The sequence below is a fragment of the Williamsia herbipolensis genome (assembly GCF_036153515.1).
GTDB classification, from domain to species: Bacteria; Actinomycetota; Actinomycetes; order Mycobacteriales; family Mycobacteriaceae; genus Williamsia_A; species Williamsia_A herbipolensis.
This window is the reverse complement of sequence record NZ_CP108021.1, coordinates 1,460,603-1,472,970: the sequence shown is the minus strand read 5'-3', so window position 1 is coordinate 1,472,970 and position 12,368 is coordinate 1,460,603. Positions and strand designations below refer to the sequence as shown.

Sequence of the window (12,368 nt, the reverse complement as noted above, 5' to 3'; positions counted from 1 at the left end):
ACGTCACAGACGTCGTGAATGCGCCGGATCCCGACGCCTCTCGTGTGCAAGTCGGATTCGGCGCCAAGAACAGCTGACGTCAGGCCTCGCTGACGCCGCCTTCGAGAAGCGGCACGTGTGACAGCCCGCCCCACAGCAGTTCGACCGTCGTCTCCACGGCGTCGCGCTTGCTGATGGGGCGTTTGGCGTCGAGCCAGTAGCGGGCGTTGACCTGGCTGGCGCCGACGAGCCCGGCGGCGAGCATCCGCGACCGGTAGGGGTCGAGACCGGAGTCGTGCATGACGAGTCCGTAGACCGCGTCGACGCAGGCCTCGGTGGCGCTCTCCACGCGGCGGATCGCGGCGGGGTCGAGGGCGTCGGATTCGAAGATCAACCGGTAGCCCTGGTGGTCCTGGTCGATGAAGTCGAAGAAGGCGCCGACCGCCGACCGCACGCGCTGCTTGTTGTCGGTGGTCGTCTCGAGCGCCTTGCGCACCTCGGAGACGAGCGACTCCGCGTGCTCCTCGAGCACCGCGAGGTACAGATCGAGCTTTCCGGGGAAGTGTTGGTAGAGAACGGGTTTGCTGACCCCGGCGTGGACCGCGATCTCGTCCATGCCCGCCGAGTGGTACCCGCGCTCGACGAAGATCTCGCTGGCGGCGTCGAGCAGTTGCACGCGTCGGGCGCTGCGCGGCATACGGGTGTTGCGGCGACCGGCGTCGCCGCGGGTGCGGCCGGGGGCAGCGTGCACCGACGAGTCGACGGGTACACGATCAGCGGCGCCTGGCATGGGTAGACCCTACGCGTCACCCCCTCGAGGTGAGGCATGCTGTAGCGGTGTCGACCACCGATCGGACACCGTCCGTACCGCGTTCGCTGCGCGACCTGCTCGCACCGCTCGATCGCACGACCCCGCTGTGGCCGGGGGAGCAGGTGACGGCATCGGGATGGCGCATCCACCTGCGACATGTGCCCCGTCCCGGCCCGACCCCCACCGGTTCCGGTGACGCGGGCATCGATGCCCCGGTCGGCCGGGCGCTGTATGTGCACGGACTCGGCGGGTCGTCGTTGAACTGGACCGATCTCGGTGAGGTGTTGGCCCCGGTGCTCGACGGGTACGCGATGGACCTGCCCGGGTTCGGGTTCTCCGATCCGCCGCCGGGCGGCGACTACTCGCTCACGGCCATGACCGACTCGGTGATCGCGGTGCTCGAGCACCTCGGGGGCGCCCACCTGGTCGGCAACTCCCTCGGCGGGGCGATCGCCTCCCGCGTCGCGGCCCAGCGGCCCGACCTCGTCACCACCCTCACCCTCATCTCGCCGGCGTTCCCGGATCTGCGGCCGCGGATCAAGCGCCTGTCCTTCGTGCCGCTGACCCTGGCGACGGTCCCGCGGGTCGGGCCCGCGGTGTTCGGCTACCTGGGCCGGGTGCATGCCGAACGGCAGGTGGCACAGACGCTGCGCGAGATCATGGTGCGTCCGCAGGTCCTCGGGCCCACCCGGATCGCGCAGGCCGTCGAGCACGCGGTCGATCGCGCCGAGCTCCCGTGGGCGCCGGCGGCGTTGTCGGGCAGCCTCAACGCCCTGGTCGCGAGCTGGCTGTGGATGTCGGGCCGGGACCACTGGCGGCGCGCCCGCATGATCACCTCGCCGACGCTGGTGATGTGGGGCGGCCGCGACAAGCTCGTGAGCGCGGCCATCGCACCGCGCGTCATCCGCACCATCGAGGGGTCGCGGTTGGTGATGTTCGGCGCCGTCGGGCACGTGTGCCAGATGGAGATCCCACTGGAGACGGCGCGGGAGATCGCCCGCCACGTCGAGATCGCCGATCCCGCCTCGCTGGTGGCCTGCTGACAATCAGGGACACCTGGGTGAACGAGGACGTGTGCACGTGGCCGCGCATCCCGGGAACGCTCGCCGAGCTGTGAGATGGTGAAACACGTGAGTGCGCCAGGCGGGGGAGGACCGCCCAGATCCGGAGCGGGATTCGGTGGACCCGACCCGCGCGATGCGCCCATGGCCGGCGCCCCGGGGCCCGGGCACCCTCCTGTTCCCGACTCCTTTGCGCCCCATCCGTCGGGCCCGCTGCCCGCGGGGCGTATGCCGCCGCAGTACGCGCCCCCCGGTAGCGCGTCGCCGCCGATCCGCCCGTCGTCGCGGGAACGCTCTTCGCGTACTGCGAATGGGCGGGGTTCGAATGGGCGGGGCCGGCCGCAGCGCGACGTGCACCACGATCTGCTCGCCGACGCCCCGTACGACCGCCCGACCGCACCCCGACCCGACCGCCGACCGATCGCGCGCCAGGTGGCCGAACGCGGCCGGCCCGGCGACGATCAGCCGCTGCGCGCGCACTGGGATCCGACGGCCGAGGACCCGCGCGGCCGGCGGGGTCCGCGTCCGGAGCGCCGCAAGCGCACCCGGATCGGTGCCTTCGTCGCGACCTACGGCTGGCGGGCCTATGCGCTGCCCGTCCTCGCGATACTCACCGTGGTGCTCGTGGCGGTGACCCTCACCGGCACCCCGTCGTCGCCCACCCCGGCCGCACCGGCGCCCGACGCCGCCTCGCGCAACACCGACGTCAACTCCGAGACCTCGCCGATCGGCGCGCCGACCGGTGACGCCGCCGCGGCCACGCTGCCCGCGGGTCAGCTGCCCGACGGCGGATCGTTCACCACCAACGGCGCGAAATCGTGGCGCGTGGTGCCCGGCACCACCGGGGTCGTGGGCACCGCGCCGCGGGTGTACACCTACACCGTCGAGGTCGAGAACGGCCTCGCACCCGCCGATTACGGCAGCGACGCGATCTTCGCGAAACTCGTCGACACCACGCTGGCCAACCCGAAGAGCTGGATCGGTGGCGGCAAGGTGTCGTTCCGGCGGATCGAGACCGGCACCCCCGACTTCCGGGTGTCGCTGACCTCGACCGGCACGACCCGCGAGCTGTGCGGGTACCAGATCAAGCTCGAATCCTCCTGCTACTACCCGCCCGAGGCGCGCGTGACCCTCAACGAGGCGCGATGGGTACGCGGCGCGGTGTCGTATCAGGGTGACGATCTGCTGTACCGCCAGTACGCGATCAATCACGAGATCGGTCACGCGATCGGCTTCGAGAAGCATCAACCGTGTGGCCAGGAGGGCGCGTTGGCCCCGGTGATGATGCAGCAGAGCTTCGGCGTCGCCAACAGCGACATCATGGCGATCGACCCGGACATGCAGGCCGACCGTGATCTGGTGTGCCGGGCCAATCCCTGGCCGTTCCCCGGTAGCTGAGCGGCGTAGCGTCTGCGGTGATCATGGCGACCACCGGAACCTCCCAGATGCCCCCCTCGCAGACCCCTCTGCCGCCGCTCGTCGAACCGGCCGCGGAACTGACGCGCGCCGAGGTCGCGCGGTACAGCAGGCACCTGATCATCCCCGACATCGGGATGACCGGGCAGCGACGGTTGAAGAACGCCCGGGTACTGGTCATCGGGGCAGGCGGACTCGGTTCGCCGGCGCTGCTCTACCTCGCCGCCGCGGGCGTCGGCACACTCGGGATCGTCGAGTTCGACGACGTCGAGGAGTCGAACCTGCAGCGTCAGGTCATCCACGGACAATCCGATGTCGGGCGGTCGAAGGCGGCGAGTGCCCGTGACTCCATCGCCGAGATCAACCCGTTCGTCACCGTCGAACTGCACGAGCACCGTCTCGAGGCCGACCACGCGGTGGCCCTGTTCGAGCGGTACGACCTGATCGTCGACGGCACCGACAACTTCGCGACGCGCTATCTCGTGAACGACGCCGCCGTGCTGGCGCGCAAACCGTATGTGTGGGGGTCGATCTACCGCTTCGAGGGACAGGCGTCGGTGTTCTGGGAAGACGCCCCCGACGGTCGCGGGCTGAACTACCGCGACCTCTACCCGCAGGCCCCGCCGCCGGGAACGGTGCCGTCGTGCGCCGAGGGCGGCGTCCTCGGGATCCTGTGTGCCTCCGTCGGTTCCATCATGGGAACCGAGGCCGTCAAGCTCATCACCGGCGTCGGGCAGACGCTGCTGGGTCGGCTGATGATGTACGACGCCCTCGCCATGGAGTACCGGACCATCCGCATCCGCAAGGATCCCGAGGCCGAGCCGATCACCGAACTGGTCGACTACGAGGCGTTCTGCGGCATCGTCGCCGACGAGGGCGCGACCACCACCGGTTCGGAGATCGACGCAGCGGAACTCGGCCGGCTCCTCGACGCGGGTGAGCCGATCGCCCTGATCGACGTCCGCGAGCCCGTCGAGTGGGACATCGTCCACATCGACGGCGCGACCCTGATCCCGCTGGGGGAGTTGGTCTCCGGCGAGGCGCTGGCCGCGCTGCCGCAGGACCGGCCGACCGTGCTCTACTGCAAGACCGGTATCCGATCGGCCGAGGCACTGGCGGTGTTGCGCCGCGCCGGTTTCGCCGACGCGCGCCACCTGCGCGGCGGGATCATGGAGTGGGCGCGACAGACCGACCCGTCGATGCCGGTCTACTGATCGTGGCCACACCCACGCCCGAGGGTTCCCCGCCGGCCGGTGCCCCCTCGGCCGGTGCGTCGGTGGAGTTCTCGTCGGCGCGTGGGCGCTGGGTGGTGGCCTGTGCCGTGCTCGGGTCGTCGATGGTGTTGCTCGACTCGACGGTGGTCAACGTCGCGCTGCCGCGCATCGCCGACGATTTCGATGTCGGGCTCGCGCCCCTGCAGTGGACCGTCACCGCCTACATGTTGACGCTGTCGGCGCTCATCCTGCTGGGCGGATCGCTGGGTGATCGACTCGGCCGTCGACGGGTGTTCGTCGTCGGCGTGATCGGTTTCGCCGGTGCCTCGCTGCTGTGCGGACTGGCGCCGAACGTGGAGGTGCTCGTCGGTGCGCGCGGCCTGCAGGGGATCGGCGGCGCGCTGCTGACACCCGGGTCGCTCGCGATGATCCAGTCGTCGCTGCGCCCCGCCGACCGGGCCCGGGCGATCGGTACCTGGTCGGGCCTCGGGGGCGTCGCCGCGGCCCTCGGCCCGTTCCTCGGAGGGTGGCTGGCCGACGGTCCCGGCTGGCGGTGGGCGTTCCTCATCAACGTCCCGGTCGCCGCGGTGTGCGTCGCCGTGGCCGTACGTCACGTCCCCGAGACGCGGGATCCGCACGCGTCGAAGCACTTCGACGTCGTCGGGGCCGTGCTCGGTGCGGTCGCCCTCGCCGGCGCGACGTGGGCCCTGATCCGGGCCGCGGACGGGGGCCGCGTGGTCGAGGTCGCCGTGGTGGGGGTCGTCGCGGTGGCGGCGGGTGTCGCGTTCGTGATGGTGGAGCGTCGAGAACCCGAACCGATGGTGCCGCCGCCCCTGTTCGCATCGCGGCCGTTCACCGTCATCAACGTGATGACGTTCGCGGTGTACGCCGCCTTCGGCGGCTATTTCTTCATCGCCGCGTTGCAGCTGCAGGTCGTCGCCGGCTACTCGGCGTTCTGGGCCGGTGCCGCGCTCACCCCGGGCACCCTGCTGATGCTGCTGTTCTCTGCGCGGTCGAGCGCGTTCGCGGCCCGGGTCGGCGCGCGTGGGCCGCTCACCGTCGGCGCCCTCCTGTGCGCGGCGGGGTTGCTGTTGATGCTGCGGATCGGTCCGCACGCCTTCTATCCGACTGACGTGTTGCCCGGCGCGGCGACCCTCGGCGTCGGGATGGTGTTGCTGGTGGCGCCCCTCACCTCGACGGTGCTGGCCGCGGTGGCCGATGACCACGCCGGTCTGGCGAGCGGGGTGAACAACGCCGTCGCCCGCGCCGCGGGATTGCTGTCGGTCGCCGCGATCCCGCTGATCACCGGCACCCCGGCCGATGCCGGACTCGGACCGGCCTTCGACGACACCTTCGACCGCGCGGTACCGGTGTTCGCCGGTGCCCTCGTGATCGCCGCGCTGCTGGCGTTCGTCGGCCTGCGTCCGACCGGCTCGAGGATCGATCGGTCGCGACGAGCCGGTCGGGCGATGCCCGCGACTCCGAACACGGCCGACCCGCACCTCCCCGGTTAGCAGGCGCGAGGTCGGTAATCTCAGGACCGTGAATGCCCCCGATCCGCCCGAACACGTCATCGCGACGTTCGGTCTCGCCGGATCGACCCCCATCGCCCTCACCCGCGAGTGGGAGGGCGGCTGGCGCATCGGCGAGGTGGTGCTGTCGCTGGTGCCCGACCACGCACGCGCCGCGTGGTCGGCGAAGATCCGCGAGGACCTCTACGTCGACGGCGTGCGCGTCGCCCGTCCGCTGCGCGGCACCGATGGTCGCTACGTGGTCTCGGGCTGGCGTGCCGACACCTACATCGCCGGATCGCCCGAGCCCCGTCACGACGAGGTCGTGTCGCTCGCCAACCGCCTGCACCAGGTGACCGCCGATCTCGAGCGCCCGCGTTTCCTGCTGCAACCACCGGCACCGCCCTACACCGACGTCGACGTGTTCAACGCCGCCGACCGCGCCGCGTGGGAGGACACCCCGCTGCGCTCGGCCCGTGCGGCCGGCTTCGGCGAGCCGACGTCGCCCGACGGGGTGAAGAGCATCGAGATGCTCAAAACCCTTGCCACCCTGCGTAAGCCGATCGAGTCACCGTCGCAGCTCGTGCACGGCGACCTCTTCGGCACCGTGCTGTTCGCGGGCGCGGCCGCGCCGGGCATCACCGATCTCGTGCCGTACTGGCGACCCGCCCCGTGGGCCGCGGCCGTCGTGGTCGTCGATGCGTTGGCCTGGGGCGGGGCCGACGAGGACCTCGTCTCCCGCTGGGCCGATCAGCCCGAGTGGCCGCAGATGATGTTGCGGGCGGTCATGTTCCGGCTCGCGGTACACGCCCTGCACCCGCGGTCGTCGTCGGGCGCGCTCGCCGGACTGTCCCACGTCGTCGACGTGGTGCGGTTGCTGCTCTAGTCCCCACCGGACGCAGGGCGTGTCCCGCGGTTGCCGAGCCGCGGATCAGCGCAGGGCGACCGTGACCCCGCCGGAGAAGATCGAATCGTGCAACTCGATCTCGGCCGGGTCGACGCCGACGGGCAGGTCGTAGGCGATCGTGAGCTGCAGGGCGTTGCCCGGGTTGATCTGCTCGTAGAACACCGCGGCGTCATCGACGGAGATCGTGGCCGTCGTGTTGGGGGAGAACTGTGTCCCCTGCGTCGAGAGCACCTTCTGTGACGAGACGTCGAGGCTCTGCGCCCGGTTGCCGATGTTGCGGACGGTCAGGTCGACCAGCACGAAGCGGCCCTGCGCGCGCTCGGCCATGAAGTCGGGACCGATGGTCGTCCCGCCGTCGCGGACCCCGCGCACGATGAATTCGAACTTGCCGTCACGCGCGGGGGCGCCGATCCCGGGCCGAGGGGCCGCGGCCGACGGCCGTTCTGCCGCGGTCGATCCCCCGGGTGCGGACCCCGTAGCGGTAGCCGTGGTCGTGCTCCCGGCGGTGTCCGAGGAGTCCGACGACCCGCCCCCGCCCGACGCGACCGAGATCACGACGACAGCCAGCACGAGCACGCCGAGGCCGGTGAGTACCTTGTGCCGCGCGAACACGTTCTTCTTCGGTGCCGGCGGCGGGTAGGGCGATCCGTAGGGGGAGGTCCGCGAGGAATCGAACTGGGGCTGATCGGGCGGGTTCTGGCTCATGGGAGGGCCTTTCGGTTGTCGGTGTACCCGATCACTCCAGCCTGTCCATCCGGCCCGGCGCATCCTCCGACCGGTCGGTCACGCTCACCCCATCGGTCGGATCGATGGTCACCGGGAGGCCCGATCGCCCGATGGTGTCCTGTCGGTGGCCGCCCGTACCGTCGGCGCCATGATGCCCACGATCCCGGTCACGCCACCGCAGCTGCCGCCGTGGCTGCTGCCGGCGCCGGACGGGTCGCCCGGTCATCTGCGACGCCGTCTCACGACCGTCGCGCTGGTCACCGTCAGCCTGTTCGCGACCCTCATGACCGTGGGCCTCGCGGCCGGCGCCGGCACCCCCGACGGGTTGATCTTCTGCGGCCTGATCCTCAACGTCGTCGCGGCGGCGGCACTCGTGCGGCGGCACGAACACCCGATGCTCGTCCTCACGGTCGCCGTCGCCGGGCCGTTGTTCTTCCCCACCGACGCCACCGCGGCGCTCGTCGCCCTCTTCGCGGTCGTCACCCGGATCCGCGACCGGCGGGTCGTCGCCGCAACCGTTGTCGTGTGGGCGGCTTGCACGGTGTCGTTGATCTACGATGCGTTCCGCCGTCGTGACTACTCGGCGCTCACCGTCGGGGTGCGGGTCCCCGAGGGCGAGCCGGTGCCGGAGTGGAATCTCCCCGTGTGGGTGGCCCCGCTCGTCGCGGCGGCGTTGGTGGCCCTGGTGGTCGTGGTGTCGCTGCTGCGCCGGACCAGCAGTCAGTTGACCGTGGTCGCAACAGCTCTCGATGACCGCACGCGTGAATCGGAGGTGATGCGTGCCGAGATGGCGGTGGCCGCCGACCGCGCCCGCATCGCCCGCGACATGCACGACACGTTGGCCGCGACGCTCAGCCGGATCTCGCTGACCGCGGGGGGACTGCAGGTCAACAGCGCCGAGGGTCCGGAACGGGTCGCGAACACCGCGTCGCTGATCCAGAAGACCGCTCACGACGGCCTCGACGAGCTCAAACGGATCATCGGCGTGCTCCGCGGTGGCACCGTGGCCGACGTGGGTTCGGGCGCACAGGATCTCGACGGCGTCACCGACCTCGTGTCGGCAGCCCGATCGGCCGGGGCCCACGTGACCATGCTCGTCGACGTGCCCCCGGAACCGTTGGGCCCGCTGGCGGGACACGTCGCCTACCGGGTGGTGCGCGAAGCGCTCACCAACGCGTCACGGCACGCCTTCGGGTCACCTGTCCACCTGTCGGTCCACGGGACGCCCGACCGCGGGCTGCGTGTCGAGATCCGCACCCGCCGGACCGCGGCGGCCCCCACGCCGAGAGGGACGGGGACCGGACTGCAGGGGATCGACGAGATGGTCAGCGGTGCCGGTGGCACATTCGGCGCGCAGCACATCGGCGACGAGTTCGTCGTGCACGCCTGGGTGCCCTGGTACTCCTGAAGCCTCGCCTCGCAGGAGTGTGTCGGGGTCGATGCCTACGATCTCCTCATCATGACCACACCCATCGACGTCCTCGTCGTCGACGACGACCCCTTCGTCCGCCGCGGACTCTTCGACATCCTCACCGCGGCGGGGGACATCCGCGTCGTCGCCGAGGCCGACGACGGTGATCAGGTGCCGTCGAAGGTCGCGCTACACCGGCCGCGCGTCGTACTCATGGACCTCAAGATGCGCCGAGTCGGCGGTGTCGAGGCCATCACCGCGCTGATGTTGCAGCCCGATCCACCCCGGGTGGTGGCCATGACCGCTCTCGACGTCGACGACCTGGTCCTCGAGGCGATCCGTGCGGGCGCGCACAGCTTCATCCGCAAGGACGAGCCACCGCAGTCGTTCGGGATGGCCGTCCGGGCCGTCGCAGCGGGAACGACGCTGTTCAGCGAGCAGTCGCTCCGCGAGATCGTGGCGGCCACCGACGGCACGTCGGTCGCCCCGACGACGCCGGACGCGTGGGCGGATGCGGTGCGGGCGATCACGACGTTGTCGGCTCGCGAGTCGGAGATCCTCCGGGCGCTGGCCTCGGGCGCCACGAACGCCGTCATCGCCGGCGATCTCTATCTGAGCGAGACCACGGTGAAAACCCATGTCTCGCACATCTACACGAAGCTGCGCGTCACCACGAGGGTCGAGGCGGCGATGGAGGCCCTCCGCGGCGGACTCGTGGCGTGAGCCCCGGTCGGGACGTCGCGCCCCGGGCGAGGATCAACTGCCGAGGCAGAAGACGTTGCAGGGTCCGTTGTAGCGGATGGTGACGCGTGCGCCACCCGGTGTGATCGTGGGCGGGACGTCACTCGGGAACGCCGAGCCGCCACCGCCGCCGCCGGCGCGGAAACCGCCTGCGCCACCGAAGTAACCGCCGCCACCGCCGCCACCGGATGTCGACGCCGAGGCGCTGCCACCGACCCCGAGTCCACCGGGCGAGGCGTCACCGCTGGGGGTGCCGCCGCGGGCGGAACTGCCCGCACCGCCACCGGCGATGAGTCCGTTGCTCTCTCCCGGTCGACCGCCGTCGCCACCGCGGGTCGTCGACGAACCGCCGGCACCGCCCGCCACGACCAGCCGCGAGTTCAGCCCGGCCGGTGACAGGGCGGGACCGCCGACCGTGCGGACGTCGCTGGCGCCACCGCCGCCGTTGGGGATGCCGCGGCCGCCGCCGTTGTATCCGCCGGCGCCGAAGCGACTGCCGGGCGCGTTGTGCTGCCCGTTGCCGCCGACGTAGATGTAGAGACGCTGGCCGCCGACCACGGGCGCATAGGCGCTGATCTGCAGCGCGCGGGTCTTGTAGTTGCCCGATGCCCGGGTGTCGGCGCCGCCGGCCCCGACCGCCGTCACCAGGACGGTGCGCAGCCCGCGCGGCACCACGAAGACCTGCTGGGCGCCGGTGTAGCTCCAGGTGCACAGCACGGTCGACTGGAACAGGGCCTGGGTGCAGTTGCGGGGCAGCGGGGCCGCCGACGCGCTGGGCGCGGTCACGATCGTGGCCGCCAGGGCCGCCATCCCGGCCGCGATCATCGACAACCGCCTACGACTGAACATCTACGTGTTTCTCCCTCGCGTGCCGGCAAAGCCTCTCGCGGTGACTCTACGATGTCGCACGAGCGCGCCCGGCATTTCCGCTCGTTTGCCCGCGCCGAACTATCCGCGACCTGCGTTCTCGCCCGGCCGGGCCCGCCGCCGACCCGTCTCACACGGCCTCCCGCCCGGACGTGAGCACACTGTGATCGCCGAGTCACGCGCTGACAAGTCCCGGCAACACCGGCTTCCTACTGTTCCGACCAACAGCCGACACCCCGTCGGAATCCGTAGGGAGGACCCCCGTCGTGACCGCACCGGCCCGTCAACGTTCGCACCACATCACCGATTGGGATCCCGAGGACCGCGAGGCCTGGGACAACGGCAACGCGAAGATCGCCAACCGCAATCTCATCTGGTCGGTGATCTGCGAGCACGTCGGCTTCTCGGTGTGGTCGCTGTTCTCGGTGCTGGCCCTGTTCATGGGACCGGCGTACGGCATCTCGCTCGACCAGAAGTTCGTCATCGCCGCCACGGCCACCTTCTTCGGCGCGTGCCTGCGCATCCCGTACACGCAGGCCACGGCCCGCTTCGGCGGTCGCAACTGGGCCATCTTCAGTGCCGTCGTGCTGTTGATACCCACCGGACTCACCATGATGCTGATGCTCAACCCGGGTGACTTCGGGTTCGGCTGGTTCCTCACGGTCGCGGCGCTCACCGGTCTCGGTGGCGGCAACTTCGCGTCGTCGATGACCAACATCAACGCCTTCTTCCCGCAGCGGCTCAAGGGCTGGGCACTCGGACTCAACGCCGGTGGCGGCAACATCGGCGTCCCCGCCGTGCAGCTCGTCGGACTCGCCGTCATCTCCGTCGCCTCCGACCGCCCCGAGATCGTGTGTGCGATCTACCTCGTGTTGCTGGCCCTGGCCGGCGTCGGCGCGGCGATCTACATGGACAACCTCGACCACCAGACCTCCAGCGGCAAGGCGATGATCGACTGCCTCAAGTACCGCGACACCTGGCTGATCTCGCTCCTCTACATCGGCACCTTCGGTTCGTTCATCGGCTTCGGGTTCGCCTTCAGCCAGGTTCTCAACATCAGCTTCACGGCGTCGGGAGAGGCCAAGCCGGCACTCGCTGCTGCTCAGATCGCCTGGCTCGGTCCGCTTCTCGGCTCGCTGGCCCGTCCGATCGGCGGCAAGCTCGCCGACAAGGTCGGTGGCGGTCGCGTCACGATGTACTGTTTCGCGGCCATGGTGGCGGCCTCGTCGATCCTCGTGGTCGCCGGCATGTCGGCCGATGCGAACAACCACAAGATCGGCGGCGCACAGCTCACCGGGTTCATCGTCGGCTTCATCCTGCTGTTCCTGATCTCGGGTGTCGCCAACGGCTCGGTCTACAAGATCATCCCGGCCGTGTTCGAGGCGAAGGCCAAGGCCAACAAGGGACTCAACGCGCTGGGCAAGATCACCTGGTCGCGGTCGATGTCGGGCGCCCTCATCGGCATCGCCGGTGCGTTCGGCGGGCTCGGCGGCGTCGCCATCAACCTGGTGCTGCGCGAGAGCTACAAGCAGAACAAGTCCGCCACCACCGCGTTCTGGATCTTCCTCGCCTTCTACGTCGTGGCCGGCGTCGTCACATGGTGGTTCTACGCCCGCAACGAGAAGGCGACCAACGCCCTTGCCGCGGAATCCGATTCGGCGGACGAGACCGACGAGGCGCCCTCGGGTACGACGGTCGTCGCCTGACCCCGGGTGTCGCCGGGC

11 protein-coding genes are annotated in these 12,368 nt (G+C 70.6%); 8 read left to right on the top strand and 3 right to left on the bottom strand.

The window, feature by feature from the left end; genetic code table 11:
* Positions 1–79: 79 nt before the first annotated feature.
* On the bottom strand, positions 80–769 hold the full coding sequence (locus tag OG579_RS06810) for a TetR/AcrR family transcriptional regulator (protein WP_082080304.1): 690 nt from the start codon (positions 767–769) through the stop codon (positions 80–82).
* A 47-nt stretch (positions 770–816) separates the two neighbouring features.
* Between OG579_RS06810 and OG579_RS06805 the strand changes: the two genes are divergently transcribed.
* The 5 genes from OG579_RS06805 to OG579_RS06785 all read left to right on the top strand — a co-directional run bounded on the left by OG579_RS06805 (position 817) and on the right by OG579_RS06785 (position 6,878).
* Positions 817–1,833, top strand: a complete 1,017-nt coding sequence (locus tag OG579_RS06805) for an alpha/beta fold hydrolase (protein WP_328858546.1) — start codon at positions 817–819, stop codon at positions 1,831–1,833.
* Between the two features lie 369 nt (positions 1,834–2,202).
* The gene (locus OG579_RS06800; RefSeq protein ID WP_408068757.1) at positions 2,203–3,249 is read left to right on the top strand and encodes a DUF3152 domain-containing protein; all 1,047 of its coding nucleotides are present in this window, start codon (positions 2,203–2,205) and stop codon (positions 3,247–3,249) included.
* Positions 3,250–3,272: 23 nt separating this feature from the next.
* Positions 3,273–4,481, top strand: coding sequence for an adenylyltransferase/sulfurtransferase MoeZ (gene moeZ / locus OG579_RS06795; protein WP_328858545.1), 1,209 nt, complete (start codon positions 3,273–3,275; stop codon positions 4,479–4,481).
* Between the two features lie 2 nt (positions 4,482–4,483).
* On the top strand, positions 4,484–5,995 hold the full coding sequence (locus tag OG579_RS06790; RefSeq protein ID WP_328858544.1) for an MFS transporter: 1,512 nt from the start codon (positions 4,484–4,486) through the stop codon (positions 5,993–5,995).
* A 28-nt stretch (positions 5,996–6,023) separates the two neighbouring features.
* Positions 6,024–6,878 (top strand): TIGR02569 family protein, encoded by an 855-nt coding sequence (locus OG579_RS06785; protein WP_328858543.1) that lies wholly within the window; start codon positions 6,024–6,026, stop codon positions 6,876–6,878.
* A gap of 45 nt (positions 6,879–6,923) precedes the next feature.
* Here OG579_RS06785 and OG579_RS06780 read toward each other — a convergent pair whose 3' ends face one another.
* A complete protein-coding gene (locus tag OG579_RS06780; RefSeq protein ID WP_045823573.1) occupies positions 6,924–7,604 on the bottom strand; it encodes a DUF4352 domain-containing protein in 681 nt (226 codons plus the stop codon).
* Between the two features lie 169 nt (positions 7,605–7,773).
* Between OG579_RS06780 and OG579_RS06775 the strand changes: the two genes are divergently transcribed.
* Both OG579_RS06775 and OG579_RS06770 read left to right on the top strand, forming a co-directional pair.
* Positions 7,774–9,033 carry a sensor histidine kinase gene (locus OG579_RS06775; protein WP_328858542.1) on the top strand — a complete coding sequence of 420 codons (1,260 nt, stop codon included), beginning with the start codon at positions 7,774–7,776 and terminating at the stop codon, positions 9,031–9,033.
* Between the two features lie 51 nt (positions 9,034–9,084).
* Positions 9,085–9,759, top strand: coding sequence for a response regulator (locus tag OG579_RS06770; protein ID WP_045823572.1), 675 nt, complete (start codon positions 9,085–9,087; stop codon positions 9,757–9,759).
* Between the two features lie 33 nt (positions 9,760–9,792).
* Here the strand turns inward: OG579_RS06770 and OG579_RS06765 are convergent, their stop codons facing one another.
* On the bottom strand, positions 9,793–10,626 hold the full coding sequence (locus OG579_RS06765; RefSeq protein ID WP_328858541.1) for a glycine-rich protein: 834 nt from the start codon (positions 10,624–10,626) through the stop codon (positions 9,793–9,795).
* Positions 10,627–10,910: 284 nt separating this feature from the next.
* On the opposite strand from OG579_RS06765, the gene OG579_RS06760 reads away from it, so the two are divergent.
* Positions 10,911–12,350, top strand: coding sequence for a nitrate/nitrite transporter (locus OG579_RS06760; protein ID WP_328858540.1), 1,440 nt, complete (start codon positions 10,911–10,913; stop codon positions 12,348–12,350).
* Positions 12,351–12,368: the final 18 nt, after the last annotated feature.

What these genes read in the sequence shown, in the direction of transcription:
- OG579_RS06810 (WP_082080304.1), bottom strand. Translation starts at nt 769, where the DNA reads ATGCCAGGCGCCGCTGATCGTGTACCCGTCGACTCGTCGGTGCACGCT.
- moeZ (WP_328858545.1), top strand. Translation starts at nt 3,273, where the DNA reads ATGGCGACCACCGGAACCTCCCAGATGCCCCCCTCGCAGACCCCTCTG.
- OG579_RS06780 (WP_045823573.1), bottom strand. Translation starts at nt 7,604, where the DNA reads ATGAGCCAGAACCCGCCCGATCAGCCCCAGTTCGATTCCTCGCGGACC.
- OG579_RS06775 (WP_328858542.1), top strand. Translation starts at nt 7,774, where the DNA reads ATGATGCCCACGATCCCGGTCACGCCACCGCAGCTGCCGCCGTGGCTG.
- OG579_RS06770 (WP_045823572.1), top strand. Translation starts at nt 9,085, where the DNA reads ATGACCACACCCATCGACGTCCTCGTCGTCGACGACGACCCCTTCGTC.
- OG579_RS06765 (WP_328858541.1), bottom strand. Translation starts at nt 10,626, where the DNA reads ATGTTCAGTCGTAGGCGGTTGTCGATGATCGCGGCCGGGATGGCGGCC.